Genomic DNA, 26,700 nt, shown 5'->3' with positions numbered 1-26,700 from the left:
GGATGCCGCCAGCACCCGTTGATGCAGCTAGTGAAGGTCCGCTGTGTCTGAGGTCGGGACGTGCTCGGCGGATGTCGGCCCTACACTCACGCGCGGCGCCTTCAGCCCTACTCAACCGGCGAGCGAAACCACCCAGTTCTCGTCGTTGGTGTCGACCTTGGTCGTGCCGTCGAACACCGCGGGGGTGGCCGCGGAGCCGCCCAGCGCTTCGCCGAGCGCCGCGGTCTGCGCCATCGCCGTGTTGCGCGCGGAGTCGACCTCGGCACCGGTCGCGATGCATTGCCGCACGGGCTCGGCGGCTCCGGCGTCGCCCGCTATCGCGGCGAGTTCCTCGTTGCTCAGGTCGGCGCCGCCTTCGCTGGGACGCTTCGCGGTGAACAGTTCGGTGTGGAACTTGGAGTAGACCGGCCCCGAACCCGCTTCGGCCACACACCGGTTCGCGGCGACGGCGCGCGTCGAGTAGTCCTTGCTCCGGGAGCGGCCGTCGAGAAAGTTCACCAGGCGATAGCGCACGGCCAGCGCGCCCGCATCGATCTGCTGCGCGATCTCTTGGCCGTAGATGCGCTCCAGGCTGCCGCAGCCGGGGCACAGCGGGTCCTCGAAGATGTCGATGGTCTTCTTCGCGTCCGGGCGGCCGAGCAGGATCGACCCGTTCTGCTCGAGCATCGAGTGCACCGCGGGGTCCCGCACCGAACCGTAGCCGTCGTTGCGGACGGCCGCGTCGTCTCGCCCCCAGCGGATCGCCGCGATGACGATGAGCACGATCAGCACGAGAGCGACCGCACCGAGCGCGTAGGTGGTCGCACTGGACATCGGCCGTGGAGTGTAGTTCGAACGCGATTCGCTCACATTGACACTTTGCCGCAACGAACCGCCGCTCCCCCCGCCGGGCCACTGATCCGACGGCCGCCTACCGCGCGGCTACCGGAATGCTCGCCGGGAATCCGGGACCGCTTCCGGGTAGCTCAGCGCTTGCGGCGGGCACGCCGCTCCGGTCGCCGACGTTTGCCGCGAGACATCGGGCGCCCCGGCGGATATTCCGCCTCGTCGGAGTCGACGACCGCGGTGGCCGGCGCGGTCCGCACGGGTCTGGCGTCGGCTGCCGCACCACGGTGATCGCCGATCCCGGCCGGGGGACAGCCAGACGGCCCGTCGGACTCCGCCACCGTCGGGACACTATCCGTCACCGACTCCCGCCGATCAACCACGACTTGCGGATCCGCCGAACCCACTCCCGGAACCGCCATAGGCTCGGCCACCACTGGCACCGGACTGTCGGCGACCGGCGCGCCGGACACTTCGTTCAGCGCACGGTCGATCCGCGCCGATTGCCGCTCGGCGTCGTCCGCTCCCGCGGAGCGTTCGGACGGCATCTCCGAGTGAGCGGGAGCCCCCCGCCGCAGCGGCTCGGGCACGACAGTCCAGACGAGCGCCGCAACCGCGAGCAGGGCGCCGGTCACTCCGAGCGCGAGACCGTAGGACACCTGCTGGGCCAGGGCTCCGACGGCGACCGGCCCGATGACGGTGCCGAGGTCGGCGGCCATCTGGAAACCGGCCAGCACCGGCCCGCCGCGCGCCTTGGGGCCGATGATGTCGGCGACGGCCGCCTGCTGGGTAGGGGTGAACATGCCGGAACCGACCCCGGCCAGGAACGAGGTGGCGAGCAGCCAGGGAAGGTCGGTGGCCAGGCCGAGCCCCGCCGTGCCGACCGCGCACACCAGCGAGCCGCTGATCACGAAGGGTTTCCGTCCCCACCGGTCGGACAGCCGCCCCGCGGCGAACAGCACCGTGACGTTGCCCGCGGCGAACACCGTCAACGCGACACCGGCCATACCCGGCGCTTGGTGCAGCACCTCGACGACGAGCAGCGGCACCAGAGCCATCCGGACACCGAACACGGCGGCTCCGTTGGCGAAGTTCGACAGCAGCACCGCCCGGTACTCCGGCCGCGCCCAGCCCTCGCGGAAGGACATCATGCGGGCGCCGCCTACCGGCTCCGGCGCTGCCAACTCCGAATTGCGCAGGCTGAAGTACACCACGACGCTGACGACGAACAACGCCACGGCGTAGATGACGAACGGCCAGCGCAGCCCGAGCCCGGACAACCCGCCGCCCACCAGCGGCCCGCTCACCGAGCCGACCAGGAAGCTGGTCGACCACAGTCCCGAGACCCGGCCGCGCTGTTCGGGCGGCGACATCCGGATGACCAGCGCCAGCGACGACACGGTGAACATGGTCGAGCCGATGCCGCCGAGCGACCGCAGCACCATGAGCTGCCAATAGCTCTGGGCCAGGGCGCTCGCGCCGGTGGACGCCGCGACGATCAGCAGCCCGCCGAGGTAGACCGAGCGCTCCCCCAGCCGCTGCACCAGCCGCCCGCTCACGGGTGCGAACAGCAACCGCATCAGCGCGAACGCGGAGACGATGGCCGAGGCGGCCGCCACGCCGACGCCGAATCCGCGCGCGAACTGCGGCAGCACCGGGGCGACCAGGCCGAACCCGATGGCGATGACGAACGCGCCCCCGACCAGCACCCAGATCTCGCTGGGCAGGGGCTTGGATCTACCGGTCACCGGACAGCGCCTGCCCCACCAATTCCTCCGCGGCGGTCTGCACCTCGGCGAGGTGCTCGGGTCCGTGGAACGACTCCGCGTAGATCTTGTACTTGTCCTCGGTGCCGGAGGGGCGCGCGGCGAACCACGCGTTCTCGGTGGTCACCTTCAGGCCGCCCAGTGGCGCGCCGTTGCCCCGAGCCCTGGTGAGCACGGCGGTGACGGGCTCGCCGGCGATCTCCTTCGTCGTGATCATGTCCGGAGTCAACTTCGCGAGCAGCTGTTTCTGTTCCACGGTGGCGGGTGCGTCGATCCGCGCGTAGGCGGGGCTGCCGTAGCGGCGTTCGAGTTCGACGTAGCGCGCCGACGGGCTCTGGCCGGTGACCGCGGCGATCTCGCCGGCCAGCAGCGCGAGCAGGATGCCGTCCTTGTCGGTGGTCCAGACCGTGCCGTCCATCCGCAGGAACGACGCGCCCGCGCTCTCCTCCCCGCCGAATGCCAGGCTGCCGCTGAACAATCCGGGAACGAAGAACTTGAATCCGACGGGCACCTCGTGCACGTCGCGCCCGAGCACGGAGACGACCCGGTCGATCATCGACGAGGTCACCGCGGTCTTGCCGATCTTGGTCAGCGCATCCCACCCCATCCGGTTGGCGACCAGGTATTCGATGGCCACCGCGAGGAAGTGGTTCGGATTCATCAACCCGCCGTCGGGCGTGACGATGCCGTGCCGGTCGGCGTCGGCGTCGTTGCCGGTGGAGATGTCGTAGTCGTCCTTGATCCCGATCAGCGAAGCCATCGCATAGCGGGAGGACGGATCCATCCGGATCTTGCCGTCGCTGTCGAGGGTCATGAACCGCCAGGTGGGATCCACGAACGGATTGACCACCTCGAGTTCGAGATCGTAGCGCTGACCGATCTCCTCCCAGTAGTCGACGCTGGCGCCGCCCATCGGGTCGGCGCCGAGCCGGATGCCCGCGCCGCGGATCGCGTCCAGGTTCAGCACGTTGGGCAGGTCGTCGATGTAGTTGTCGAGATAGTCGTAGCGTTCCACGCCGTCGGCCAGCGCGCGCTGCAACGTGGTGCGCTTGACCCCGGTGAGCCCGTCACGCAGCAGTTCGTTCGCGCGCGCGGCGATGGCGTCGGTGGCCGTGTTGTCCGCCGGGCCGCCGTGCGGCGGGTTGTATTTGAAGCCGCCGTCGCGAGGTGGGTTGTGCGACGGGGTGACCACGATGCCGTCGGCCTGATGCTTGGCGCCGCCCCGATTGTGGCGCAGCACAGCGTGACTCAGCGCGGGCGTGGGGGTGTAGCGGTCGCGCGCATCGATGACCGCGGTGACGTCGTTGGCGGCGAGCACCTCGAGCGCGGTGGTCCAGGCGGGCTCGGACAGGGCGTGGGTATCCCTGGCGAGATAGACCGGGCCGGTGATGCCCCGGGTGGCGCGGTACTCCACGATCGACTGCGTGATCGCCAGGATGTGCGCCTCGTTGAAGGCGCCGTCCAGGCTGGAGCCGCGATGTCCCGACGTTCCGAACGCCACCCGCTGGGCCGGATCCGACGCGTCCGGAACACGGCTGTAGTACGCCGTCACCAGGTGCGCGATGTCTTCCAGATCGGTGGGACGTGCGGAACGCCCGGCTCGATCGTGGGCCATGCTCGGGTCTCCCTTCCGTATCGGCTGCGCCCGGCTCGTCATGAGGATCATGTCCACGACCGCCCGACCACCGCCGACCCCACGGCCACGTCGTTCACGTCGGCCACCCGCCGGAACATCTCGTAGCCGTACATGTTGAACGTGGTCGGCACGGTGCGGAAGCCTGCTTCCGCGGCGGCGAGCGGCCGATGGCCCGCCGACGCGCCGCTCAGATCGCCGAGCCGCGCCGAACCGACAATGGTAACGGCCGCCGCGTATGACAGCGGCGGCGAGGTGAAACCCGCTGCGGCCACAGGGGCTACGGCGGATCCGGCGGGCTTGCCGCGTCTGGTCATCGCTCACCTTCCTGCCACTGGTCCACCGGCACCAAGGTGACGTTGACCGAAGCGAACAGCTCGGCATTCCGCTCGACGAAGGCGCGCAGGCGTTCCGGCTCGTCGACCAGCATCAGCAATAACGGAAGGTGGTCGGCGACGTCGAGGATCCGGGTGGTGTGCACGTGCGAGGACGCACCGTAGCCCTCGATGCCACGCCACACGCTGGCCCCCGCCAGGCCGGTATCTCTGGCCCGGCGCACGATCTCGTGATACAGGGGCGTGTGCCGCCACTTGTCGTCCTCGTCGAGCAGCACGGTGAGCCGTGCGGCGGGCCGCCATCGTCCCGCCGTGGCAGCGCCCGTTTGCGAACCACTCATTGCCTGCCCCCTTCCGTCGTGCCGTTCCCGTCGATCGCCGAGCCGAACCAGGTAATCACCGTGCCATGCCCGCCGGGCTCCGCCGTCCCGGCCGCACCACCGCCACTCCCCGAGGCGGCCGAGCGCGGGGAGTGCCGCGCCCGGTCCGAGGAGTCTACGAACCCCGCGGGTGGGGTGGAGAGGGTGGTGCGACCGCCGGGTGCGCCGATGCCGAGAAGGGTGCGCAGCAGTCTCTTGGCTACCCACGCGTGAGCGGCCGGAATCCTCGCGGGTTCCGATGTGCAAAGCATCCCACGATATTTACCGCGTAGGTCGGAAAGGGGGCCGCTCACAGCACAGCCCGCCGCATTTACTTACCTTGTATCTTGCACCGATAACAGTGATTCTGGAGCACTTTGCCTGCGCGGCGGACGGGCGGCGCGAGTCCGCGCGACGCCGCGGACCGCCCTGATTCGGATGGCGGCGGCGGACCGAAGGGTTCCTCCTCGACACGGCACTCGCACGCCGAGAGCGGCCGATTGGCAATCGCGGAGCACAGATTCGGGTGGGGTACGACGCGTGCACCTCGCCGCGCGCACCGACGAAGCGGATCGCGCGCCGTGCGGTCCGACAACGACGGCCGCCGCCCCCGCGACGAGGTCGCGGGAGCGGCGGCCGTGCGATACGGAACCGGATAGGCGGTGGCGCACTCGGATCAGTGCGCGAGTACCGGTTCTCCCTCGGTGGGCACCGGCACCGTGCTCGGCATCAGCACCGCGGTGAGGATGCCGCCCGCCACGAAGATCGCCGTGGCCCACCAGAAACTGGTGGTGTAGCTCTCGATCGCGGATTGGGCGATGGACAGCGGATCCGGCGTGCGGGTGGACAGGTAGTCGGTGGCCGCGGACGCCGCGATCGTGCTCAGCAACGCCGTGCCGATCGAGCCGCCGACCTGCTGGCTGGTGTTGATCATGGCCGAGGCCACACCCGCGTCCTCGTGCTGCACGCCCGAGGTGGCGCCCTGGAAGGCGGTCGACATCGCGCCGCCGAGGCCGAGACCGAGCAGGATCAGGGCGGGCAGGATGTGGCTGGCGTAGCCGGTGTCCAAGCCGATCCGGGTCAGCCAGGCCATGCCCGCCGCCGCGATCAGGAAGCCGCCGCTGACCACGATCTTCGGGCCGAGCTTCGGCAGCAGCAGCGACGGCGCGGTGGTCGAGGAGGCCACCATGGCGGCGACCATCGGCAGGAACGCGACGCCGGTCATGATCGGCGAGTAGCCCAGGGTGAGCTGCATGTAATACGTGAGGAACAGGAAGATCGCGAACATCCCGATGCCCATGACGAACACCGTCAGGTAGGAGGTGCCGCGCATCCGGTCGAGCACGATCCGCATCGGAAGCAGCGGGTGCGCGACCCGGGTCTCCAGCCAGGCGAACACCGCGATCAGCGCCGCGCCGCCGAGCAGGAACGCGAGGGTGACGCCGTTGGTCCACCCGTCCGACTCCGCGTGCGAGAACCCGTAGACGATGCCGAACAGACCGGCGGTGACCACGAGCGTGCCGGGGATGTCCAGCTTGGGCCGCTCGGTGCTCGCGTGCTTGGCCAGCAGCAGCACCGCGCCGACCAGAGCGACGGCCGCGAAGGCGAGGTTGACGAACATCACCCAGCGCCACGAGGCCCATTCGGTGAGCGCGCCGCCGAGCAGCAGCCCGATCGCGCCGCCGGTGCCTGCGACGGCACCGAAGATGCCGAACGCCTTCGCCCGCTCGGACGGCTCGGTGAAGGTCACCGTGAGCAGCGAGAGAGCGGCGGGCGCCAGCAGCGCGCCGAAGACACCCTGTCCGACCCGGGCGGCGACCAGCATCTCGAAGCTGGTGGCCGCGCCACCGATGGCGGAGGCGACCGCGAAGCCGACCAGGCCGATGATGAAGGTGTTGCGCCTGCCGAACAGGTCGCTGAGGCGTCCGCCGAGCAGCAGCAGGCTGCCGAACGCCAGCGCGTAGCCGGTGACCACCCAGGAGCGGTCGCCGTCGCTGAAGCCGAGATCCGCCTGCGCGGCGGGCAGCGCGATGTTCACCACGGTCGCGTCGAGCACGACCATCAGCTGGGCGACACCGAGGACGGCGAGCACCCACCAGCGCAGGGCGTGCGAGCCGCGCCGCTCGCTTCCCGTCTGCTCAGGGGCGGGGGCCCCACGGTCGATGGCGGTAGTCATGTGTCCCCTTTGTCTCTAGCATTGATCCGGAGGAAACTCCTCCACTTAACTGAAGAAGCTATCACGATAACGGAGACAACGCCTCCGGTTAATCCCCGAGGTTGATAGAATGGCGGTGTGAATCACGCCACGGTCGCCTCTCCACCCCGGCGTCTGCGGGCCGATGCCGCACGCAATCAGCAGCGCATCATCGCCGCGGCGCGGGAACTGTTCGCCGACCACGGACTCGAGATCACACTCGACGACGTGGCCGAACGCGCGGGCGTGGGTGTCGGTACGGTCTATCGCCGCTTCGCGAACAAGAAGGAACTGATCGTCGAGGTCTTCGACCAGAACCTGAACGATTTCGCCGACGCGGCCGACGCCGCCTACCGACATCCCGACCCCTGGTTCGGACTCGTCGAATTCTTCGAGTACGCGTGCAGACACATGGCCACCAACCGAGGCTTCAGCGAGGTCATGCTCGAACTCGAGGACGACGAGACCGACCGGTTCGCGGTCGTGCGCGATCGCATCAAGCCCACCGTGACCGCCATCTGCGCTCGCGCGCGCGACGCGGGCGTGCTCGCCGACGGCATCGAGCCCTCGGACTTCTTCGCACTCGTGCACATGGTCGACGGGCTCGCCGAGTTCGCCAAGCCGGTCAATCCCGATGTCTGGCAGCGGTATATGGCCATCATGTTGAACGGCCTGCGGGGCGACGGCACGCCGCGCAGGCATCTCGATGTCCCCCCGCTGACCGACGCCGAAGTCGAGCACGCCAAGCAGCATCTGACCTGCGGCTGGCGCAAGCGGTAGCGAAATCGCACCGTAAGTAGCGCACGTCACGTTCGCTCCCGTAAAGTTGGTCACATGACCAACTCGTGGGTGAACTGGGCAGGCGATCAACAGTGTGCGCCCGCGATCATCGCCACACCGCGCTCCGTCGAGGAAGTCGTCGGCCTGCTCGCCGACGCCGAAGCCGCCGGCCGGACCGTGCGCGTCGCCGGCACCGGTCATTCGTTCACCGACGCCGTCCTGACCGACGGCACGCTGCTGAGCCTGGCGAAGCTGAACCGCGTCATCGATGTCGACCAGGCGAGCGGCCTGGTGCGGGTGGAAGCGGGCATCAGCCTGAACGCGGCCAGCACCGCCCTGCACGAGCACGGCCTCGCCTTCCCGAACCTGGGCGACATCGATGTGCAGACCGTCGCGGGCGCCATCGCCACCGCCACCCACGGCACGGGCGCCACCTTGCAGAACCTGTCCGCCGCGGTGCATTCGCTGGAATTGACGCAGGCGGACGGCGCCCGGGTGGAACTGAACGAGCACACCGACCCCGACGGCTGGCGGGCGGCGCGGGTCGGCATCGGAGCACTGGGTGTCGTCACCGCCGTGACCCTGCGGATGGCGCCGTCGTTCGTGCTGGAGGGCGTCGAACGGCCGATCCCGGTGGAGGAGGTGCTCTCGGACCTGGATTCGTTCATCGACGGCAACGACCATTTCGAGTTCTACATGTTCGCGCACAGTCCGCTGGCCATGACCAAGCGCAACAATCGCGTGACCCTGCCCGAGCAGCCGCGCCCCAAGGCGGTGGACTGGTTCGCCGACATCCTGATGTCCAATCACCTGTTCGACGCGCTGTGCAGACTGAGCCGCAGGCAACCGCGCCTGGTCCCCTTCATCCAGCGCAGCGCCGCCTACGCGGGCAGCTACCGGCGTCAGGTGGACCGCTCCTACCGGGTGTTCGCCTCGCCCCGCCTGGTCCGCTTCACCGAGATGGAGTACGCCATCCCGCGCGCGCATTCCGTCGACGCGATCCGCGAGATCAAGGAACTGACCACTCGTTTCGATACCCCGATGCCCATCGAGGTGCGGTGGGTCGCACCCGACGACGCCTTCCTGTCCCCGGCGGGCGGCCGCGACACCTGCTACATCGCGGTGCACCAATACCGGGGCATGGACTTCGAGCCGTACTTCCGCGCCTGCGAAGCGGTGTTCGACCGCTACCAGGGCCGCCCGCACTGGGGCAAACGCCACTTCCAGACCGCGGCGACCCTGCGGGACCGCTATCCCGATTGGGATCGGTTCGCCGAGGTGCGCCGGCGCTTCGACCCGAAGGGGCGTTTCGCCAATCCCTACCTCGACCGGGTGCTCGGGCCGGTCGGCTGAACCCGGCTCACCGCACGCACGCCGCGGTCACGCGGCGAGAATCTCCGCGACCAGGCGGGGCACGGCCGTGCCGATGGGTTCGCGGATGATCTCGGTGGCCATGTCGTCGTAGGGCGTCGGCTCGGCGTTCACGATGACCAGATCCGCACCGTTCTCCACCGCGACGGAGCACATCGACGCGGCGGGCTCGACCTGCAACGACGTTCCGATTGCCAGGAAGACGTCGCTCGTCTGCGCGGTGAGCGCGGCCTTGGTCATGATGCGGCGGTCCATCTGCTGACCGAACATCACGGTGGCCGACTTGAGGATGCCGCCGCAGCCCGGGCACGGCGGGTCGGGCTCACCCGCGGCCACCCGTTCCAAGGTGGCGGACATCGAGGTCTGGTAGTCGCACTCGATGCAGACCACCTCGAACATGTTGCCGTGGATCTCGATCACCCGCTCCGGCGAAGACCCCGCCCGCTGATGCAGGCGATCGATGTTCTGGGTGATGATGGTGACCGCCCGCCCGGCCCGCTCCAGGTCGGCGAGGGCGTTGTGCGCGGCGTTGGGTACGGCCTGCCAGGCCGGATTGTCCCGTCTGGCGAGCCACGCGCGTTCCCGCAAGCCGGGGTCGGCCACATAGTTCTGATAGGTCGACAGCAATTCGGCGATCGGATCCTTCGTCCACACCCCGCGCGGGCCGCGGAAATCCGGGATGCCGGAATCGGTGGAGATGCCCGCGCCCGTGAGCACCCCGATCCGGCCGCCACGATTGCGCCACTCGGTCGTCATATCCGCACAGCCTAAGGGCAGCGCCGAGATCACCGATCATGGATAGACGATGAGAGACTTGTAGGGTTATCATCTCATTGTATTGAGTTCGGCCGATCAAGGGAGATCACGATGACCGCGTCCGTCGCACGCGAATCCACCGGCGCGCGAACGCTGCCGCCCCGCCGCCCGATCGAACCGGGGACACAGATGTGGGAGCAGACCGGTCTGGTCACCTTCTCCCTCACGGCGGGCTCGGCCTTCCTGCTGCAAACCATGGAGCCGACCATCTCCGCGGTGGTGGACGAGTACTCCACCTTCCGCACCGATCCCATGGGCCGCGCGATGCGCAGCCTGGCGTCGGTGATGATGTGGGTCTACGGCGGCGAGGAAGCGCTGGCCGAGGCCGACCGCCTGCGCGAACTGCACGCGTCGCTGAACACCACCGACGCCAACGGCGTCCGGCACACCGCGCTGTCCAGCGCCCCGTGGGCCTGGGTGCTGCACACCGGAACCTTCGCCTTCACCGAGAGCGCCAAGTACTTCGCCAAGCGACCGCTCACCGCGGCGGACAAAGAGGCGTACTTCCAGGAGACGTTGCAGCTGTTGCGCAATTTCTCGGTGGCGCCCAAGGAGATCCCCGCGAACTACCCCGAGTTCGAGAAGTTCTTCGAAGACACCGTCGCCAACCACCTGGTCGCCACGGACACCGCGCGCGACTACCTTCGGGTGATCCGCTCCGTCGCTCCGCCGAAGCAGCTGCCGCGCGCGCTGCATCCCGCCTGGAAGGCGGCGGTGGCGCCGATCGGCTGGCTCCAGTACTTCGTGACGGTCGGCACCACGCCCGAGGTCGCGCGGCGCAAGCTCGGGCTGACCTGGACCGCGGCCGACGAACGCAAGCTGCGCGTGCTCGGCTGGCTGATCGCGCGACTGGTCCCGCTGCTGCCGGAGCGCCTGCGCTACTTCCCGATCGCCTACGAAGCACGCCGCCTGGAACGCGACCGGCAGCGGCTGCGCAAGATGATCGACCTGCGTCCGATCTGACCCGTGCCCGGAAAACCGCTTCCGGGTGACCACGGTCGGTGGGGCGGGGCGACCCGATCCCATTCGCCGACACTGCCCGTACCCCGGTCGACCCGCGTCGACCGGGGTACGCGTGTTGGCGGCGCGAACTCGGAGCCGCTCTTTCGCGACGCGGCATAGCGGTCGAACCGCGCCCGCACCACTGCGCCGAACGCACCACGTATTCCTCAGCAGCGGAGCGCGGCGCATCGATGCGAGGCGTTGCCCTGCGAGTGGCGGCAATTGCTCCGGCAGCCCGAGGCGCCGCAAAAGCTGCGTGATAACGGATTCGGGCCTGTGACCTGCGGTCGCCGTACGCGCGCACCCGCGAGAGCACGTCGCGCCGTAACGCTTCGCGGCGCGCTGGTATACGTATCTCGTACGCTAGGAAAGCGTTTCGGTTCACCGCGGCCGGACGGCCAGCACACTTATGCTCCACCTTGCACATCGAAAGGCGTTCCCATGTCCCACAAGCCCAGTGTGCTGTTCGTCTGCGAGCACAACGCGGGCCGCTCGCAGATGGCTGCCGGATTCCTCACCGCCCTCGCGGGTGACCGGTTCGACGTGCGATCGGCGGGCAGCGCGCCGGCCGAGGCCCTGAACGCCACGGTGGTGGACGCCATGGCCGAGATCGGCATCGACATCTCCGGCCACGCCCCCAAGCCGCTCACGATGGACGCGATCGGCATCTCCGACGTGGTGGTCACCATGGGCGCGGGCGACGCCTGCCCGTTCTTCCCCGGCATCAGCTACCGCGACTGGATGCTGCCGGACCCCGCGGACCAGTCCCTCGACGTGGTGCGCACCATCCGCGACCACATCCGCATCCTGGTGGAGAACCTCATCGCCGAACTGGTCCCCGCGCCCGCACGCTAGGCGCTGTCCGATTCGTTCAAGACGCGTCCGCACGCCGCTACCTACGCTGCCGGTATGACACCACAACTCGACGTCATCGGCATCGTCGTCAGCGATATGGCCGCCTCGGTGGCCTTCTACCGCCGCCTCGGGCTCCCCTTCCCGGAGGGCTCCGAGCAGGAAGGACATGCCGAGGCGGCGCTGCCCAACGGCATGCGGCTCACACTGGACACCGAAGCCGTCATCGAGTCGTTCCACACCGGGTGGCGGCCCCCGACCGGCGCGGGCCGTCTCGCAGTCGCTTTTCGCTGCGCCGATCCCACGGAAGTCGACGCCGTGTACGCCGAACTCGTGGACGCCGGGTACCACGGCGAGCTGAAACCGTGGGACGCGTTCTGGGGGCAGCGCTACGCGGTGGTGCAGGATCCGGATGGCAACGGCGTCGACCTGTACGCCGCTCTTCCGTCCGCGAGCAGCTGAACCATATCCACCCGCACGGCGCGAGACGGAGCCGGACACGCTGCCCGACGAAGTCCGCCGTGTACGCCGTCTCGACCGGTCGGATGCGTCCCCGGACAGCACCCAGCCCGCGCGCGCATCGACGTGGTCAAGACTTGGCGAGCAGGCCGCCCAACGGAATTCCCGCCAGCGCGCGCACCTCGCGGGAGAGGTGCGCTTGGTCGGCGAATCCGGCCCGCATCGCGGTGTCGGCGAGCGGCACGCCGCCGCGTGCCGCTGCCAGCGCGCGTTGCAGACGCAACACCCTCGCAAGGGTTTTCGGGCCGTAGCCGAAGGCGTCCAGGGAACGACGGTGCAAGGTCCGTTCCCCCAGTCCGGCCGCGTCGGCGACCGCCGCCACCGGCCATCCGGCGTCGAGCGCGCCGACCACCTTCCGGATGAGCGGATCGGCCGGCTCGGTCTCGGCCGCGCGCCACCGCACGACGCGTTCCAGCGCTGCCGCCTGATCGTCGGCGGCCGCGATCCGATCGACCAGCGGCCGGACCACAGCCGATGGCCACAGCTGAGCCAATTCGACCCGCCGATTGCGCAACTCGCGGGCCGGAACGCCCAGCCACGCGGGTGCGGTACCCGGAAAGAACCGGATGCCGACGTACCGATCACCCGGGATTCCACCGGGGTGGTGGGCGCGGGTGTCCGGCCCCGCGACGACCAACCGGCCGTCCATCCAGATCAGATCCATGCAGCCGTCGGGTAGCACCGGCAGCGCCGCACCACCGCCATCGACGGTCTTGATCCACCGCACCGCGCCCTCGTACCGCGATGGCCGCTCCCGGTAGGCGGCATCGTTCATGACACCGACGCTACCCTCCGGACCGCCGACCACACGCGCGGCGTCTCAAAAATATCGTCTCAAAATAAGCCGCTATTTGAGATAGCGGTAGAGCGTCGCCCGGGAGACACCCAGCTCCCTGGCGATTTCGGCGACGCCGCGTCCCTCCACGCCGTGCCGCCGCCGCGCGAGTTCGACCTGCTGCGGGGTCAGTGCCCCCGGCCGCCCCCTGGACGCGGCCGCGGGCGGCGTCCGGTCCGCGGGCGCCAACAACAGACGCACCCCTTCCAGCACCTCCGAACGCAACTGGTCGACCGGAGCCTCGGCGTACAGCACAACCGGGTCGCTGAGCCCCGCCACCGCCTGGGTGGCGCGAACGCGCTCGGCGAAGCTGGCATCCGGGCCCGCGACCAGGATGTTCGCCTGCATCATGACCTTGCTGAACCGCTCGAAGATGCTACCGGGAGCGGCCAGCGCGAGATCGCGGACGTTGAGCCGCAGCAGGTAGCGATGGGCGAGGAAGACGTCGAGCAACCCTTCGACCACCCGGCGGCGGGCCTCGCACGGATCGGGATCACCCGCCTCGGCGACCGTGCGCTCCATCGCCGCGAGGAACGGCTCCGCCAAGCCCGCGAGGATGTCGTACTTGCTCGGATAGTGATAGAGCACACCGGCCTTGGAAATGCCCAGTTGCTCGGCGATCGCGCGCACCGAGGTGCGGTGATAACCATGCGTCCCGAACAGGTCCATGGCCACCTCGAGGATCCGCGCGCGGGTCGTCGTCTCGTCGCTCACGCCTCGGATCCTACCCGTTGACTGACCGGTGGTCAGTGTCTTACATTCGTGACTGACCAACGGTCAGTCGATACAACGGAGGCACCCATGGCGCACGATCCCCGCATTCTCATCTCCGGCGCGAGCATCGCCGGACCGACGCTCGCGTACTGGCTGGTGCGCAACGGCTTCCGGCCCACCGTGGTCGAGCGCAGCCCGGCACTGCGGCCTGGCGGCAACGGCGTCGACATCCGGGGGTCCTCGGTACGGATCGCGGAGCGGATGGGCGTACTGCCGACGTTGCGCGAACGGGCCACCGACATCCGCGAGCTGACGTTCGTCGACGCGGCCGATCGCCGCGTCGCCGGGATGAGCACGCGCATCTTCAACGCCGACGGTGACATCGAGATCATGCGCGGCGACCTGGCCCAAGTGCTGTACGAGGCGACCGCCGACGACGTCGAGTTCACCTTCGGCGATTCGATCGCCGCGATCACCCAGCGCCCGGACGCCGTGGAGGTGACCTTCGACAGCGGCAAGCAGGCCGAGTTCGACCTGGTCATCGGCGCCGACGGATTGCATTCGCGGACCAGGAATCTGGCCGTCGGACCGGAGGCCGACGCGCTGCATCACCTCGGCGTGTACTTCGCCACCGCCCACGTCGACGCCGGTCTCGGACGCCCGCACGCGGTGACGCTCTACAACACGCCGGGAAAGGTCGCGGGCGTCTACCGATCGGGGGCGCACGACGGCGCCACGGCGTTCTTCGCCTTCCGGGAGGCTCGCGTGCTGGATGTCGACCACCGCGACGAGAACGCCCAGAAAGCCCTGCTAAGCGCGTATTTCGACGACCGAGCCTGGCAGGTGCCCGACTTGCTCGATCAGGCCACCGCCGACGACGGCTTCTACTTCGACGCGGTGAGCCAGGTCCGCTTGCCCGCCTGGTCGAGCGGACGGGTCGCCCTGGTCGGTGACGCCGGGTACTGCGCGACCCTGCTGTCCGGCGCGGGCGCGGCACTGGCCATCGAAGGCGCACACCTGCTCGCGGCGGAACTCGCCGCAGCGGGGGGCGACCATCGGATCGCCTTCCACCGCTATGAACAAGCCCTGCGGCCCACGGTACTGCGGGCACAGCGCTCGGTACGGGCGAGCAGTTCCATGCTGATTCCGGCCACGGGCGGCCACATCTGGTTGCGCAACCAGCTGACCCGCCTGATGGTGCTCCAGACCCTGGCGTCCCGGGTCTACCGGCCGGTCGCGGTGCGCGCCGCCTGAGCGGGCGGCCCGCGGGATCAGCGCTGCGGCGGAGCGATCGGGACGATCACGCGCGGCACGACGCGCAGGTACGGCTCACGATGGTCCGCGGCGATCTTCGATTCCGGGTCCCGGCAGCCCACGGTGACGTCGCTGTTCGGCACGGAGGAGAACGTCCACACCGTCACCCACTCCGTCCCGCCGAACGTCTCGGTCTTCTTCGCGTCGGAAGAGCGCAGATCTTCATTCCGCCCGGAACTGTCGGTCACCGTGCAGCGAATCCCGTTGGCCGCCTGCCCCCATGCGACAGGCGCTCGAATATCGAGCACCACATCGGGCGGCACCGGAACTTTTTTCGATTCGCCCAGCAATATTCGGATACCGCCGTCCGCCACCTCCTCGTCGCGCGCCCCGGTCGTCGTCGCCGGAACGCTCGGGGCGGCGACGGGACTCGTCGCGGTCGCCGCCTCACTCGCCGAAGTGTCGTCGGAACATCCGGACACAGCGGCGGCAACCAGCGCGGGAATCACCATCCAGCTCAGTTTCACAGTCGGACCTCTCGTCGCGCCCACTCATCAGGCGGTTGGTTCGGAGCAGCCAGGCACTGAGCATGACAACGGGAAAGAGGAAAAGCTCGGATACACGCCGATAAATCGGCAATTCGACCGCAAATGTCCGAAAGCGCCCGCCGGAGAAGGAAATAGGATTGAATTTCAGATTCCCCACCATGGGCCTATGCCGACATTCGGGCAATCGGCGCGCATCCGGGGGACGCGCTCGAAGTTCGTCTCACTCGCACCCCTGGCCGCGATCGGCTACCGCATGGGCGGACCGCTCGCACTGCGGACCGCGGCGATCTCCGGCGGCCGGATCGTCGCGGCGGCGATCCGGCCGCCCGCGTCACCGCGCGACGGGCATCGCCGCGGAACCGTTCCAGGAATAAGACAAGATTCGTCCGATGTTTGCCCTAGGGCGCCGTTGGTCTGTGACGCCTTGGTTCGTACCGCCTACCGGCTGGTTTCGAAAAGGTGTTTCCCCTGGACCAGGGGGGCCGCATAGTGTGTTCGGTAGGCGATCATGTGGAGGACCACCATGGCGAAGCTGTCGTGGGTAACGGAGCGCGAGGGTAGCGCGGAGCTCGATCGTGCCTGACGGTCAGGGAACCTCCAGCTCGCGCACGCTGCGCGCCACCACACTCGGCGGCTACCGGGCAGCCGCCTTCACCACCACTCCCGGCACGCGCGCCGCACTGATCACGATGGCGCTGCTGATCGCGGTGATCCTGGCCTACGAGTCGAACACGACCTCGCAAGAGGGCACCGACCACGGGTGGTTCGTCGGGGTCGCGCTGTCCGGGGTGTTCGTCGCGCGCGGACTGCACCTGCGCAGGCCGATCACGCTTCCGCACGTCACCGCCGCGGTGCTGGTGCTCGCCGTCGCGCATCTCGCCTACCGCGCCGAGCACGCCGACGCCGGATTCGTCCTGCTGGCCGCCACCGGATTCGTCGTGGTGCTGCCGCGCACCGGTAGACCGCAGCCAGGCGAGGTGTATCGGGTGGCCGAACTGGTCGGCCGCACCGAGGGCGACCCGCTGGCTCCCTTCGCCCTGCACTCGTCGAAAGCCTATTTCTTCAACGCGTCCTCGACCGCCGCCATCGGCTACCGCACCCGCTTCGGCATCGCCGTCGTCGCGGGCGATCCGATCGGCGATCGCGCGGTATTCCCCGAACTGGTCGCGGCGTTCTCCGACTTCGCGGTCAACCATGGCTGGCGCGTCGCCGTGCTGGGCGCGAGCCCGGAACTGGCCGAGCTGTGGCAGGTGTGGGCACTGGAGCATCGCGGGCTGCGCGCGGTGCCGATCGGCCGCGACGTGGCGATCGAGGTGGAGGAGTTCAACCTCGTCGGACGCAAGTACCGCAACCTGCGCCAAGCCGTGAGCCGCACCAGGAATTTCGGGGTCACCACCGAGGTGGTGTACGAGTCCGCCCTCACCCCTGCGCGGCGCGAGGAATTGCTGGCCATCGTCGACGAATGGCGCCGCGGCAGGCAGAGCCGTGGCTTCTCGATGATCCTGGACCATCTGCTCGACGGGCGGAATCCGAACATGCTGGTGGTCATCGCCAACGACGCGGACGGCAGTCCCGTCGGCTTCCAGCGCTACGGCATTTCCGGGCGCGGGCGGGAACTGAGCCTGGATGTCCCGTGGCGGCGCAAAGACGCGCCCAACGGCCTGGATGAACGCATGATCGTCGACTTGGTCGACTACGCCGCGGCGCATGACATCCAGCGGATCTCCCTGGCCTTCGCACCGTTCCCGGAGTTGTTCGCCGAAAAGGACAAATCGCGCACGGCCACCCTGTTCTATGTGCTGGCACACCTGGCCGATCCGCTGATCCGGCTGGAGTCGCTCTACCGCTTCCTGCGGAAGTTCCACGCACTGTCTGACCAGCGCTACGTCCTGGTCCGCTGGCGGGAGGTGGTGATCGCGGCCGCCGCCCTGCTCACCCTGGAGTTCGTCCCGCATCGCCGCGAGTACTGACCGGCGGCGCACGACCATGTCCCGAGGAGCAGCGTGGAACTGACCCACAGCGACGTGAAGGCCGCCGCCGAACGGGTGAGCGGACTGGTCAGGCCGGTGGCGGTGGCGCAGGCCGACCAGGCGGGCGAACTGTGGTTCGCACTGGAGTTCCTCCAGCACACCGGGAGCTTCAAGGCCCGCGGCGCGCTCAACTTCTTGCTCGCGCATCGCGAGAACGGCACGCTCCCGCGGGTGGGCGTGACGATCGCCTCGGGCGGCAACGCCGGACTCGCCTGTGCGTGGGCGGCCCGCAGTCAGGGGATTCCGGCCACGGTGTTCCTGCCGACCACCGCCCCGCGGGTCAAGGTGGACCGGCTCAACTCCTACGGCGCCGACGTCCATCTGGTGGGGACGCAATACGCCGACGCGCTCGCGGCCAGTCGCGAATTCGCCGACACCACCGGCGCCCTGCTCTCCCATGCCTACGACCACCCGCTCATCGCCGCAGGCGCGGGCACGCTGATGACGGAGATCCGCGAGCGGATCCCGGATCTCGGGGCCGTCGTGGTCGCCGTCGGCGGCGGGCTGTTCTCGGGTGTGGCCACCGCCGCCGATCACTACGGTGTCGAGACCGTCGCCGTGGAGCCCGCCCGTTGCCGCGCGCTGCATGCCGCGATCGCGGCCGGGAAGGTCGTCGACGTGGAGGTCGACTCGGTGGCCGCCGACTCGCTCGGCGCCCGGCGGGCCTCGGAACTGGCGCTGGCGGCCGCGCGGCAGTATGACGTGGCGTCGGTGCTCGTGGAGGACGCCGCGATCGTCGCAGCGCGCCGCGAGCTGTGGGAGGAGCGCCGCATCGCCGTCGAGCACGGTGCGGCGACCGCCGTGGCGGCGATCCTCGGCGACGAGCCGGCGTTCCGGCCTCGCCCGGGCCAACGCGTATGCGTGGTGCTGTGCGGAGCGAACACCGATCCGTCCGATCTGACCGGTTCGGACGGCCGCCACGCCGACTGACGGCTCAGCGGCGTATTTCCGACGAATCGGACGACACGGGGTTAGGCTCCCGCTGTCCTCTGCGATCCCGACGGAAGGCACACCATGGCGCATACCTCACACATGGTCCCCATCGGCACAGCGCTACCCGACTTCTCGCTTCCCGACCTCGACCAGCGGATCTACTCCCGGGACGATTTCGCGGACGGCCCCGGACTGCTGGTCGTCTTCGCGTGTAACCACTGCCCCTACGTCAAGCACATCGAGGCGGCGCTCGGCGAACTGGTCGATTCCCTGCCGTCCATGCCCACCGTGGCGATCTGCACCAACGACGCGTCCGCCTACCCGGACGACGCACCGCTTCGGCTGCGCGACCAAGCGATCCGCGCCGGCTGGACCTTCCCCTATCTCGTCGACGAGCAGCAGCACGTGGGCCGGGCCTTTCGCGCCGCGTGCACTCCCGACTTCTTCCTCTACGACGCGAATCTCCGGCTGGCCTACCGCGGCGCCTTCGACGAATCGACGCCCGGAAACGGGAAGCCGCTGACCGGAAACGACTTGCGCACGGCCGTCGAAGCCGTGCTGGCAGGCAGGCCCGCCCCCGAACCGCACCGACCGAGCATGGGTTGCTCGATCAAGTGGCGGGACGCCTGAGCACCTTCCCGCGTGCGCGCACCCGACGGATCGCACTGCGCCACGCCAGCTGCGGCACGGCGGCCGACAATCTGGCGAATTCTCCGAAGTTCCCCGGTTCCACGACGGTCCGGGCCTGCTGGGCGGTGGCGGCCAGCCGCACGGCGCGCGATGCCTTGCCGACGTGACCCGCGTCGTACGGCGGTTGCGGGTCGTACTCGATGATCAATTGGGCGGTTTGCGCCTGCTCGGCACCGAAGACTTCCCCGACCAGCCACAGCGCCAGATCGATACCCGCGGAGACCCCCGCGGCGGTGGCGATTCTTCCGTCCCGCACGATCCGTTCGTCCGGTCGAGCGTCCGCTCCAAGTGCGCGCAATGCCGGCTGCGCCAGCCAATGGGTCGTGGCGGGCCGTCCGTCCAGCAGCCCGGCCGCGGCCAGCACCAGCGCACCCGTGCAGACCGAGGTCGTCCACAGGGTGCTTCGGTGCGCTCGGCGCAGCCAGGCCAGCAGCGCGTCATCGACGGCGGCTGCCGCCGAACCGGGGCCACCGGGAACGAGCAGGATATCCGGTGCGGGCGTCTCATCGAACGAATGCGTGGCGCCCAGCACCAGCACCCCGCTGTCGGTCATGATCGGCCCCGGCTCGTGCCAGACGAAGCGGACCTCCGCGCCCGGCGCGAAACGCAGCACCTCGTACGGGCCGATCGCGTCGAGTGCGGTCATCCCCGGATAGGTCACGATCGCGATTCGCACCGTCTTGCCCGGGCCGCGCCCCTCGGATCTGGTCATCATCGACCCCGTTTCCGGCTATGAGTCAAAGAAAGAATCAGCGTTTCATTGCACTGACGGGGTGTCAATCGTCGCCGGGAGCGCCACGATGTGCGCAGTGGAACGCTCCCTGCTTCCCACTCGCCCGGCAGCCCGGGATCCGGTCCCCACAACACTCGGTCACCGAAGGTGTGCCGTTCGGTCTCGCCAATTCGATTGCGCCACTCGACAAGCGATTCACACGCGGCGCCGCCCCGAGAGAAGACCCGTGCTGACGAGCAGGCCGCGATGAGGGACACTGTTCGGCGACACCGGGGATCGAAAGGGGTGGGGACATTGGCGACGATCGTCCTTGTACACGGCATCGCGCAGGAACAGGAATCGGCCGACACCTTGGAGGCGCGCTGGTTACCCGGGCTCGCGGGAGGCGTCCGCAACCACGGCGTCCCGGAGCTGGCGGACCGCTTGTGGCGCAACGGTTCTCCCGGTGACTTGTCGACCCGGATGGCCTTCTACGGCAATCGTTTCCTGGTCGAGGGCGCGCAGGGCGCGGGGATCGAACCCGACGACGCCCAGCTCGACCTGATGGAACAGCTCGCCGCCGAGTGGCTGGCGACGGCCGCCGCGCACGCGGGCGACGAGCGTGATCGGGCGACGGCCCGTCGTCTCGGCACTCCCCCGCCGCCGGACGCGGTGGCACAGGGAGCGCAGGCGAGACTGCGGCCCGCGCTCAACGCGCTGATGCGGTTGCGCTGGTTCGCGCCGTTCGGTTTCGGATTGGCGCAGAAGTTCGTCATCCGCGCCCTGTCCCAGGTCGCCCGGTATTTCACCGACGACGACGTACGGGAATATGCCCAGCGGCAGGTGCTCGACCAGGTCGGTCCCGAAACCCGCCTGGTCGTCGCACACTCGCTGGGCAGCGTGGTGGCCTACGAGGCGCTGCACCGCACCGACCATCCGGTGACCCTGCTGACCATGGGCTCGCCGCTCGGGTTGCGCTCGGTGGTGTACGACCGGCTGCGCCCCCAGCCGAGCGCCGTGCCGAAATCGGTGACGGAATGGCACAACTTGGTCGATGAGGACGACCTCGTGGCGGCACATCTCGACCTCACTTCGTTCTTTCCGCCGTACCCCGGCAGCGCCGTCATCCCGGTCACCGAACAGCATTTCGACAACGGCGCGTCGCCACACGACTCGACCAGCTATCTCATCAAAGCAGTCACGGGCGGAATCGTCGCGAAAGCACTGGGGCACTAGGGGCTTCACCGTGACGGCCCGACCGGACGGCGCCGACGCCTACTGAACGCTCTGCGACAGATGGGCTTTCGCGTCGTCATAGGACGCGGTGGACGCGGCCTGGTCGCGGGTGTAGACCAGATGCAGCACGCCGGTGGGGAAGGTCTCCGAGGACAGCAGGCGCAGCGGGACCGTGGCCGCGCCGTCCTGGAACAGGCGATCGCCCTTCCCGACCGCGATCGGGTGCACCAGCAGGTGCAACTCGTCGAGCAGACCGGCGGACAGGAGCTGACGGACCACCGAGACCGAGCCGCTCATGCCGATGTCGCCGCCGGGCTCGTTCTTCAGCGCCGTCACCGCGTCGATCAGATCGCCGTCGATCACTTCGGAGTTGCGCCAGGTGAAGTCGAGATCCTGCCGGGTAACCACGATCTTGCGCGCGTCGCCCAATTTCTTCGCGAACGCCGCCTCCGGGCCGCCCGCCGCTTCGCGCTCCGGCCACGCGCCCGCGAAGCTGTCGTAGGTCTTGCGGCCGAGCAACAGGGTGTCGGCGGCGCCGAGCTGGGCGTCGACCGCCGCGCCCATGGCGTCGTCGAAGTAGGGGAAGTGCCAGTCCTGCGGGTCCTCGATGACGCCGTCGAGGGCGATGAACAGGCCGGCGGTGATTTTCCTCATGTGCGTTGCTCCTGGATCGGTGTTGCGATGTCGCTTGATCCGACGGGACGACGCGCGAGAACTCATCGGTCGGCGCGGCCGCCGTCGCCGCGCCCCATCCGGCACGCGCTCGCGCTAGCCGGACAGGTTCGCATCGGAGCCGTGAAATGCCGCGCGATAGTTGTGCGGACTCGTCCCGACCACTCGCTTGAAGCGGTCGCGGAACGCGGTGGGCGAGCCGAATCCGACCTGGCCCGCGATCCGGTCGACCGGGTGGCTGGTGGCTTCCAGCAGATGCTGGGCCTGCCGGATTCGCGCGCGCAGCAGCCACTGCAGGGGCGTGGTCCCGGTGTGCTCGCGGAACCGCCGGTTGAGCGTGCGGGTGCTCATCCCGGCCTGGGCGGCGATGTCGTCGAGGGTGAGATCCCGCGCGGAGTTGTCCTGGATCCACCGCAGCACCGGCTCCAGCGCCGAGCCGCGCGGCGTCGGCGGCTGGTCGTGCACGATGAACTGCGCCTGCCCCCCTTCCCGCTCCAGCGGGACGACCGACTTCCTGGCCGCGTCGGCCGCGACCGCCGAGCCGTAGTCCCGGCGGATCATGTGCAGGCACAGATCGATTCCGGCCGCGGCGCCCGCCGAGGTGAGCAGCGAGCCGTTGTCCACGTACAGCACGTCGGGGTCCACGTCGATGTCCGGGTAGCGGGCCGCGAGGTCCGCGGCGGCGAGCCAGTGCGTGGTCGCGCGGTGCCCGTTCAGCAATCCGGTCGCCGCCAGGATGAAGGCGCCGGAACAGATCGACGCGAGACGGGTGCCCGCGGCCGCGGCGCGGCGCAGCGCCTCGAGCACCTCGTCCGGCACCGGAAGGGCCGGGTCGGCGCAGCCGGGCAGCACGATCGTGTCGGCTTCGCCCAGCGCGTCGAGCCCGCGCGGGGCTCGCATCGTGAACAGCCCCGCGTCGACCGTCGGGGCGCCCGCGCAGACCAGCACGCGATAGGCGGGCCTGCCATCGGGGAGACAGGTACGCCCGAACACTTCCACCGGCGTGGCCAGATCGAACGCGATCACCTGGTCCAGCGCGAGGACGACCACGGTGTGCATGGCGATAGTTTAGGCGTCCGGCTGATTCCAGCCAATGCGCTGAACTGGCTTCTGCCGAATATCCGCATTTCACGGGCCTTGGCGAGAATCGAGCGGTATATGGCACTTTCGCCAATTTCGCCCCCGCCAGATCCTGGCTAGTGTCGACCGCCGTGACGAAGTTCCTGCTCTCGGTCCACGTGCTCGCCGTGATCATCGCCGTCGGCCCGGTGACGGTGGCGGCCAGCATGTTTCCCGCCACCACCCGCCGCGCCCTCGCCGCCACCGCGACCGGGCACGATCCGGCCGTCCTCGGCACGCTGCATCGCATCTGCCGCGTCTATGCCCTGCTCGGCGTGGCGGTCCCGGCTTTCGGCGTGCTCACCGCGCTCGCTCTCGGCGTGCTCGGCGACACCTGGCTGGTGGTGTCGATCGGATTGACCGCGGCCGCGGCGGGCGTGCTCGCACTGCTCGTGCTGCCCGGGCAGCAGAAAGTCCTCGCCGACCTCACCGGCACCACTCCGGCGCTGATCCGCCGTCTCGCCATGGACACGGGAGTGTTCAACCTGCTGTGGGCGGCGGTCACCGTTCTGATGATCGTGCGGCCGGGCTCGACGACCGGAGTGTGACGCTCAGTCGGGCAGGTAGCGGATCGCCATCGAGACGTCGCGAACGATCATGATGGGGCACGCCACCGACAGCAGCAGTGCCTGACTGGTCGAACCGAACAGCATGCCGGCGAACCCGCCTCGACCGCGGCTGCCCACCACCAGCAACTGGGCCTGCCCGGAACGTTCCAGCAGGCAGCGCTCGGGCCGGTCGGTCACGATCTCGCGCCGGATCTCGACATCGGGAAACCGCTCCTGCCATCCGGCGAGGCTTTCCGCCAGCACGATCTGCTTCTCGGTATCCACCGCGAGTTCAGCGCTCACCGACGGCAGTTCGACACCCGTCCACACATGCAGGGCCAGCAGGGGCACACCCCGCGCCGAGGCTTCGTGCAGCGCCGCTTCGATAGCGGGTTCGCTGATCTCGGTGCCGTCTACGCCGACGACGATCAGGTTCTTCCTGGCTTCCGCGGTGAGCGGCGCGCCCTCCCGGACCACGACCACCGGGCAGCGCGCACGTCGCGCCAGCGCCGCACTGACCGATCCCAGCAGAGCACGCTGTACGGTCCCGCGACCGCGGGTGCCGACCACCATCATCCGAGCTCCGCCGGTGCGGTCGAGCAGCGCCGGACCGACCGGCTCGTGCACCAACTCGGTGCTGATCTCGATGTCGTGCAGCGCCCGGACCGCGATGCGCGCCTCCTCGGCCGCGGTGTCCAGCACCCAGCGACCGTGCCCCGCCAATCGGGCGTAGTCGGTGCTGGTGAGCGGCTCGGTGACACCGGGCCCGTAGTCGGCGACCGGATCCACCACGTGCGCCAACCGCAACGGCGCCCGATGCTGCGCGGCGGCCTGTGCTCCCCACGCGACCGCCACCGCCGACCCGGCGGATCCGTCCACACCGACGATGATCGGCCCGTTGCTTCGCATGCTCATTTCCTTCCCGCCGAAGAGATCGAGCTCGGACCGCCGATCACCGGCGCGGCGGACGTCGCCGTCAACCGCCGCGGACGACGCACGCGTAGCCCAGGTGGATGCCTTCGCCGACCGGGAGGTCGATACTCGCCACATACGGCGCGTCCGGCTCCTGCACGGCACTGATGGTGTGCGGTCCCTGCGTGGCGGGGACCCAGTCGATCAGCGCGACGCCGCCGGAAGGCCGGACCACACCGAACGGAATGCCGTTGTCGTAGAACACCACCGGTGCGACGACGTCGGTCACGGTGGCTCGCGCGGTATAGGTGCAGCCCGTCCCGTAATTGGTCACCAACCCGAAATTGAGGCCGGGATACATCCCGACCTGGGTCACCGTGGCCCCGGCCGAGGGCGGGTCGGCCATCGTGACCGCCGCGACGGCTCCGAGCGCCGCCGCTGCCGCACCGATTCGTCTTCGCATTCGGGTGGTCCTATCGGTCGTGAGTCGCTCCTCGTCGAACGGACGCCGGCCGCGCGCACCGACGCGATTACTAGATCCTCACTCCCGCACGGCTTCGACGGGGTGCAAAACGCGGAATTCGGCTCGCACCGGCGCACCGAGATCCGTCGGTGCGTGTGCTCCTCGGTCGCTCGCTCGGACGGGTCTGCTCCGTCGTGTCGTCCCCTCGTGGTTGTGTGTCCGAGGGTCTTCCCGTGGAGCGACGGAGGTGCTGGTGTGGTAGCGATCGACTTCGAGCGGATGGTGCGCGGCGCGAGGCCGTTGTCGGTGCGACGCAGGGTCGCCGCACAGGGGCTCGGTGGTGTGCCGCCGACGGCGCTGGTGCTGGCGGGCATAGTCAGCGTGCAGGTGGGCGCGGCGGTGGCCACGCAGCTGTTCGCGGCGACCGGCGCGGCCGGAGCGGTCATGCTGCGGCTGGTCTTCGCCGGGATCGTCCTGCTGGTGATCTGGCGTTCGTCGCTACGAGTGGGGCGTGGTGCGCTGCCGGTCGTGCTCGGGTACGGGGCGGTGCTCGCGCTGATGAACCTCTCGTTCTACGAGGCGATCGACCGGATCCCCCTCGGCATGGCGGTGACCATCGAGTTCCTGGGACCGCTCACCGTCGCGCTGGCCGGATCGCGGCGCTGGATCGACCCGCTGTGGGCGGTGCTGGCCGGGGCCGGGGTGCTGCTGCTGACCCGGGCGGACGGGGACGTGGACTGGGTGGGGGTGATGTTCGCGCTGGCCGCGGCGGCGTGCTGGGCGGGCTACATCTTGCTCAGCGCCGCGCTCGGCGAACGGACCAGCGGCGGGGGCGGGTTGGCGCTCGCCATGGCATTCGGCGGGCTGGTGATGCTGCCGGTCGGCGTGATCGATGCGGGCGCCGCGCTGTTGCAGCCCGCCGTGCTCGCCGCCGGATTCGCGGTCGCGATGTTGTCATCGGTGTTGCCGTATTCGGTGGAGCTGGAAGCGCTGCGGCGGATTCCGCCCCGCGTTTTCGGCGTGCTGATGAGCTTGGAGCCCGCGGTCGCGGCGATCGCGGGCTTGGTCGTCCTCGGTCAGGTCATGAACCTCGGACAGTGGGCGGGCGTCGGGTGTGTGGTGGCGGCGTCGGCGGGGGCGACCCGGACCGAAACGATGGATTGACTCGGCCGATCGGCGCCGGACTTCCTCAGCGCGGCGGCCGAGACGCACCGGCGTCGCGGCGCTCGGCAGCGGTCGTTTTCCCCTCGTCCGCGATCAAACTGCCGAGCAGGGCCAGCGATCGCTCAGGCTGGCGACCGTATCGGCCGCGATGGTCGGCCAGTCACCGTAGAGATCGCGCGCCTCGGGATCGAGAAAGACCATGCGCACCTGATCGAGGCCCGGCACCGAGCACGAGTTGACGGCCGCGGCCAGCGGATTCGCCGCCAGGACGTCCAGGTATCTGCCGAGCACCACTGCGGGCGCATGCGGCCACGCCTCCCTCAGGCGTCGGGTAACTCGGCCGGGGGCGACGCGCATCTGGGCCGCGTCCCCGACGTCTTTGCCTGCCATCCGTTCACAGATGACGGGCGCGGCACGG

The 26,700-nt window shown here is 69.4% G+C and carries 27 protein-coding genes and 1 pseudogene; 12 read left to right on the top strand and 16 right to left on the bottom strand.

Going from position 1 to position 26,700, the window contains the following annotated elements; translation table 11 throughout:
- Nucleotides 1–111 precede the first annotated feature (111 nt).
- From ACZ6DL_RS00940 to ACZ6DL_RS00915, 6 genes and pseudogenes are all read right to left on the bottom strand, one after another.
- Nucleotides 112–813 carry a DsbA family protein gene (locus ACZ6DL_RS00940; RefSeq protein WP_466048138.1) on the bottom strand — a complete coding sequence of 234 codons (702 nt, stop codon included), beginning with the start codon at nucleotides 811–813 and terminating at the stop codon, nucleotides 112–114.
- A 518-nt stretch (nucleotides 814–1,331) separates the two neighbouring features.
- Nucleotides 1,332–2,573 (bottom strand): annotated as a pseudogene (locus ACZ6DL_RS00935) (MFS transporter); the annotation flags it as partial.
- The gene (pgm, locus tag ACZ6DL_RS00930; RefSeq protein ID WP_466048136.1) at nucleotides 2,563–4,206 is read right to left on the bottom strand and encodes a phosphoglucomutase (alpha-D-glucose-1,6-bisphosphate-dependent); all 1,644 of its coding nucleotides are present in this window, start codon (nucleotides 4,204–4,206) and stop codon (nucleotides 2,563–2,565) included. The gene pgm and the pseudogene ACZ6DL_RS00935, both read right to left, overlap by 11 nt.
- A gap of 47 nt (nucleotides 4,207–4,253) precedes the next feature.
- Nucleotides 4,254–4,541 (bottom strand): hypothetical protein, encoded by a 288-nt coding sequence (locus ACZ6DL_RS00925; protein WP_466048134.1) that lies wholly within the window; start codon nucleotides 4,539–4,541, stop codon nucleotides 4,254–4,256.
- Nucleotides 4,538–4,900: a DUF190 domain-containing protein gene (locus ACZ6DL_RS00920; RefSeq protein ID WP_357116753.1), complete on the bottom strand. Its 363-nt coding sequence runs from the start codon at nucleotides 4,898–4,900 to the stop codon at nucleotides 4,538–4,540. The genes ACZ6DL_RS00925 and ACZ6DL_RS00920 overlap by 4 nt, the downstream gene beginning before the upstream one ends.
- A gap of 694 nt (nucleotides 4,901–5,594) precedes the next feature.
- Nucleotides 5,595–7,094, bottom strand: coding sequence for an MFS transporter (locus ACZ6DL_RS00915; RefSeq protein ID WP_466048132.1), 1,500 nt, complete (start codon nucleotides 7,092–7,094; stop codon nucleotides 5,595–5,597).
- A 117-nt stretch (nucleotides 7,095–7,211) separates the two neighbouring features.
- On the opposite strand from ACZ6DL_RS00915, the gene ACZ6DL_RS00910 reads away from it, so the two are divergent.
- Together ACZ6DL_RS00910 and ACZ6DL_RS00905 are read left to right on the top strand one after the other, a co-directional pair.
- The gene (locus ACZ6DL_RS00910; protein ID WP_357116757.1) at nucleotides 7,212–7,892 is read left to right on the top strand and encodes a TetR/AcrR family transcriptional regulator; all 681 of its coding nucleotides are present in this window, start codon (nucleotides 7,212–7,214) and stop codon (nucleotides 7,890–7,892) included.
- A 54-nt stretch (nucleotides 7,893–7,946) separates the two neighbouring features.
- Nucleotides 7,947–9,245 carry a D-arabinono-1,4-lactone oxidase gene (locus ACZ6DL_RS00905; protein WP_466048130.1) on the top strand — a complete coding sequence of 433 codons (1,299 nt, stop codon included), beginning with the start codon at nucleotides 7,947–7,949 and terminating at the stop codon, nucleotides 9,243–9,245.
- A gap of 27 nt (nucleotides 9,246–9,272) precedes the next feature.
- Here the strand turns inward: ACZ6DL_RS00905 and ACZ6DL_RS00900 are convergent, their stop codons facing one another.
- Nucleotides 9,273–10,019, bottom strand: coding sequence for an SIR2 family NAD-dependent protein deacylase (locus ACZ6DL_RS00900; RefSeq protein WP_466048128.1), 747 nt, complete (start codon nucleotides 10,017–10,019; stop codon nucleotides 9,273–9,275).
- A gap of 111 nt (nucleotides 10,020–10,130) precedes the next feature.
- On the opposite strand from ACZ6DL_RS00900, the gene ACZ6DL_RS00895 reads away from it, so the two are divergent.
- The 3 genes from ACZ6DL_RS00895 to ACZ6DL_RS00885 all read left to right on the top strand — a co-directional run bounded on the left by ACZ6DL_RS00895 (nucleotide 10,131) and on the right by ACZ6DL_RS00885 (nucleotide 12,395).
- Nucleotides 10,131–11,042 (top strand): oxygenase MpaB family protein, encoded by a 912-nt coding sequence (locus ACZ6DL_RS00895; protein WP_466048126.1) that lies wholly within the window; start codon nucleotides 10,131–10,133, stop codon nucleotides 11,040–11,042.
- 480 nt (nucleotides 11,043–11,522) lie between these two features.
- Nucleotides 11,523–11,936, top strand: a complete 414-nt coding sequence (locus ACZ6DL_RS00890; RefSeq protein WP_040868829.1) for an arsenate reductase ArsC — start codon at nucleotides 11,523–11,525, stop codon at nucleotides 11,934–11,936.
- 54 nt (nucleotides 11,937–11,990) lie between these two features.
- On the top strand, nucleotides 11,991–12,395 hold the full coding sequence (locus ACZ6DL_RS00885; RefSeq protein ID WP_466048124.1) for a VOC family protein: 405 nt from the start codon (nucleotides 11,991–11,993) through the stop codon (nucleotides 12,393–12,395).
- 127 nt (nucleotides 12,396–12,522) lie between these two features.
- Here ACZ6DL_RS00885 and ACZ6DL_RS00880 read toward each other — a convergent pair whose 3' ends face one another.
- Both ACZ6DL_RS00880 and ACZ6DL_RS00875 read right to left on the bottom strand, forming a co-directional pair.
- On the bottom strand, nucleotides 12,523–13,227 hold the full coding sequence (locus ACZ6DL_RS00880) for a helix-turn-helix transcriptional regulator (RefSeq protein WP_466048122.1): 705 nt from the start codon (nucleotides 13,225–13,227) through the stop codon (nucleotides 12,523–12,525).
- Nucleotides 13,228–13,299: 72 nt separating this feature from the next.
- Nucleotides 13,300–14,001: a TetR family transcriptional regulator gene (locus ACZ6DL_RS00875; RefSeq protein ID WP_466048120.1), complete on the bottom strand. Its 702-nt coding sequence runs from the start codon at nucleotides 13,999–14,001 to the stop codon at nucleotides 13,300–13,302.
- Nucleotides 14,002–14,088: 87 nt separating this feature from the next.
- Here ACZ6DL_RS00875 and ACZ6DL_RS00870 point away from each other — a divergent pair, with 87 nt between their 5' ends.
- The gene (locus ACZ6DL_RS00870; RefSeq protein WP_466048118.1) at nucleotides 14,089–15,255 is read left to right on the top strand and encodes an FAD-dependent monooxygenase; all 1,167 of its coding nucleotides are present in this window, start codon (nucleotides 14,089–14,091) and stop codon (nucleotides 15,253–15,255) included.
- Nucleotides 15,256–15,272: 17 nt separating this feature from the next.
- On the opposite strand, the gene ACZ6DL_RS00865 is transcribed toward ACZ6DL_RS00870, so the two are convergent.
- A complete protein-coding gene (locus ACZ6DL_RS00865) occupies nucleotides 15,273–15,782 on the bottom strand; it encodes a hypothetical protein (RefSeq protein ID WP_466048116.1) in 510 nt (169 codons plus the stop codon).
- 596 nt (nucleotides 15,783–16,378) lie between these two features.
- On the opposite strand from ACZ6DL_RS00865, the gene ACZ6DL_RS00860 reads away from it, so the two are divergent.
- The 3 genes from ACZ6DL_RS00860 to ACZ6DL_RS00850 all read left to right on the top strand — a co-directional run bounded on the left by ACZ6DL_RS00860 (nucleotide 16,379) and on the right by ACZ6DL_RS00850 (nucleotide 19,396).
- Nucleotides 16,379–17,773 (top strand): bifunctional lysylphosphatidylglycerol flippase/synthetase MprF, encoded by a 1,395-nt coding sequence (locus ACZ6DL_RS00860; RefSeq protein ID WP_466048114.1) that lies wholly within the window; start codon nucleotides 16,379–16,381, stop codon nucleotides 17,771–17,773.
- A gap of 33 nt (nucleotides 17,774–17,806) precedes the next feature.
- On the top strand, nucleotides 17,807–18,763 hold the full coding sequence (locus tag ACZ6DL_RS00855) for a threonine/serine dehydratase (RefSeq protein ID WP_466048113.1): 957 nt from the start codon (nucleotides 17,807–17,809) through the stop codon (nucleotides 18,761–18,763).
- Between the two features lie 84 nt (nucleotides 18,764–18,847).
- On the top strand, nucleotides 18,848–19,396 hold the full coding sequence (locus ACZ6DL_RS00850) for a thioredoxin family protein (protein WP_466048111.1): 549 nt from the start codon (nucleotides 18,848–18,850) through the stop codon (nucleotides 19,394–19,396).
- Here the strand turns inward: ACZ6DL_RS00850 and ACZ6DL_RS00845 are convergent.
- Nucleotides 19,377–20,168, bottom strand: coding sequence for a DJ-1/PfpI family protein (locus tag ACZ6DL_RS00845; protein WP_466048109.1), 792 nt, complete (start codon nucleotides 20,166–20,168; stop codon nucleotides 19,377–19,379). The two genes, ACZ6DL_RS00850 and ACZ6DL_RS00845, sit on opposite strands and share 20 nt — an antisense overlap.
- A gap of 306 nt (nucleotides 20,169–20,474) precedes the next feature.
- Here ACZ6DL_RS00845 and ACZ6DL_RS00840 point away from each other — a divergent pair, with 306 nt between their 5' ends.
- Nucleotides 20,475–21,404, top strand: coding sequence for a hypothetical protein (locus ACZ6DL_RS00840; protein WP_466048107.1), 930 nt, complete (start codon nucleotides 20,475–20,477; stop codon nucleotides 21,402–21,404).
- A 39-nt stretch (nucleotides 21,405–21,443) separates the two neighbouring features.
- On the opposite strand, the gene ACZ6DL_RS00835 is transcribed toward ACZ6DL_RS00840, so the two are convergent.
- Together ACZ6DL_RS00835 and ACZ6DL_RS00830 are read right to left on the bottom strand one after the other, a co-directional pair.
- Nucleotides 21,444–22,058 carry a dihydrofolate reductase family protein gene (locus tag ACZ6DL_RS00835; protein ID WP_466048105.1) on the bottom strand — a complete coding sequence of 205 codons (615 nt, stop codon included), beginning with the start codon at nucleotides 22,056–22,058 and terminating at the stop codon, nucleotides 21,444–21,446.
- 114 nt (nucleotides 22,059–22,172) lie between these two features.
- Nucleotides 22,173–23,135, bottom strand: a complete 963-nt coding sequence (locus ACZ6DL_RS00830; protein ID WP_466048103.1) for a GlxA family transcriptional regulator — start codon at nucleotides 23,133–23,135, stop codon at nucleotides 22,173–22,175.
- 152 nt (nucleotides 23,136–23,287) lie between these two features.
- Between ACZ6DL_RS00830 and ACZ6DL_RS00825 the strand changes: the two genes are divergently transcribed.
- Nucleotides 23,288–23,743: a hypothetical protein gene (locus ACZ6DL_RS00825; RefSeq protein WP_357033133.1), complete on the top strand. Its 456-nt coding sequence runs from the start codon at nucleotides 23,288–23,290 to the stop codon at nucleotides 23,741–23,743.
- 3 nt (nucleotides 23,744–23,746) lie between these two features.
- Here ACZ6DL_RS00825 and ACZ6DL_RS00820 read toward each other — a convergent pair whose 3' ends face one another.
- Nucleotides 23,747–24,652, bottom strand: coding sequence for a universal stress protein (locus tag ACZ6DL_RS00820; protein ID WP_466048101.1), 906 nt, complete (start codon nucleotides 24,650–24,652; stop codon nucleotides 23,747–23,749).
- Between the two features lie 67 nt (nucleotides 24,653–24,719).
- Entirely contained in the window at nucleotides 24,720–25,118 is a 399-nt protein-coding gene (locus ACZ6DL_RS00815) for a hypothetical protein (protein ID WP_466048100.1), read from the bottom strand.
- A gap of 255 nt (nucleotides 25,119–25,373) precedes the next feature.
- On the opposite strand from ACZ6DL_RS00815, the gene ACZ6DL_RS00810 reads away from it, so the two are divergent.
- Complete coding sequence (locus tag ACZ6DL_RS00810) at nucleotides 25,374–26,282, top strand: EamA family transporter (protein WP_393227978.1); 909 nt, start codon at nucleotides 25,374–25,376, stop codon at nucleotides 26,280–26,282.
- Between the two features lie 93 nt (nucleotides 26,283–26,375).
- On the opposite strand, the gene ACZ6DL_RS00805 is transcribed toward ACZ6DL_RS00810, so the two are convergent.
- Complete coding sequence (locus ACZ6DL_RS00805) at nucleotides 26,376–26,672, bottom strand: MmyB family transcriptional regulator (protein WP_466048098.1); 297 nt, start codon at nucleotides 26,670–26,672, stop codon at nucleotides 26,376–26,378.
- Between the last annotated feature and the right edge of the window lie 28 nt (nucleotides 26,673–26,700).

This window comes from Nocardia sp. NPDC041819 (assembly GCF_055590505.1).
This window is presented reverse-complemented; position numbering and strand designations above follow the sequence as displayed.

Coding starts and splice junctions, on each gene's coding strand:
- ACZ6DL_RS00940 (WP_466048138.1), bottom strand. CDS start 813: ATGTCCAGTGCGACCACCTACGCGCTCGGTGCGGTCGCTCTCGTGCTG.
- pgm (WP_466048136.1), bottom strand. CDS start 4,206: ATGGCCCACGATCGAGCCGGGCGTTCCGCACGTCCCACCGATCTGGAA.
- ACZ6DL_RS00925 (WP_466048134.1), bottom strand. CDS start 4,541: ATGACCAGACGCGGCAAGCCCGCCGGATCCGCCGTAGCCCCTGTGGCC.
- ACZ6DL_RS00920 (WP_357116753.1), bottom strand. CDS start 4,900: ATGAGTGGTTCGCAAACGGGCGCTGCCACGGCGGGACGATGGCGGCCC.
- ACZ6DL_RS00915 (WP_466048132.1), bottom strand. CDS start 7,094: ATGACTACCGCCATCGACCGTGGGGCCCCCGCCCCTGAGCAGACGGGA.
- ACZ6DL_RS00905 (WP_466048130.1), top strand. CDS start 7,947: ATGACCAACTCGTGGGTGAACTGGGCAGGCGATCAACAGTGTGCGCCC.
- ACZ6DL_RS00900 (WP_466048128.1), bottom strand. CDS start 10,019: ATGACGACCGAGTGGCGCAATCGTGGCGGCCGGATCGGGGTGCTCACG.
- ACZ6DL_RS00895 (WP_466048126.1), top strand. CDS start 10,131: ATGACCGCGTCCGTCGCACGCGAATCCACCGGCGCGCGAACGCTGCCG.
- ACZ6DL_RS00890 (WP_040868829.1), top strand. CDS start 11,523: ATGTCCCACAAGCCCAGTGTGCTGTTCGTCTGCGAGCACAACGCGGGC.
- ACZ6DL_RS00885 (WP_466048124.1), top strand. CDS start 11,991: ATGACACCACAACTCGACGTCATCGGCATCGTCGTCAGCGATATGGCC.
- ACZ6DL_RS00880 (WP_466048122.1), bottom strand. CDS start 13,227: ATGAACGATGCCGCCTACCGGGAGCGGCCATCGCGGTACGAGGGCGCG.
- ACZ6DL_RS00870 (WP_466048118.1), top strand. CDS start 14,089: ATGGCGCACGATCCCCGCATTCTCATCTCCGGCGCGAGCATCGCCGGA.
- ACZ6DL_RS00850 (WP_466048111.1), top strand. CDS start 18,848: ATGGCGCATACCTCACACATGGTCCCCATCGGCACAGCGCTACCCGAC.
- ACZ6DL_RS00845 (WP_466048109.1), bottom strand. CDS start 20,168: ATGACCAGATCCGAGGGGCGCGGCCCGGGCAAGACGGTGCGAATCGCG.
- ACZ6DL_RS00835 (WP_466048105.1), bottom strand. CDS start 22,058: ATGAGGAAAATCACCGCCGGCCTGTTCATCGCCCTCGACGGCGTCATC.
- ACZ6DL_RS00830 (WP_466048103.1), bottom strand. CDS start 23,135: ATGCACACCGTGGTCGTCCTCGCGCTGGACCAGGTGATCGCGTTCGAT.
- ACZ6DL_RS00820 (WP_466048101.1), bottom strand. CDS start 24,652: ATGCGAAGCAACGGGCCGATCATCGTCGGTGTGGACGGATCCGCCGGG.
- ACZ6DL_RS00815 (WP_466048100.1), bottom strand. CDS start 25,118: ATGCGAAGACGAATCGGTGCGGCAGCGGCGGCGCTCGGAGCCGTCGCG.
- ACZ6DL_RS00805 (WP_466048098.1), bottom strand. CDS start 26,672: ATGGCAGGCAAAGACGTCGGGGACGCGGCCCAGATGCGCGTCGCCCCC.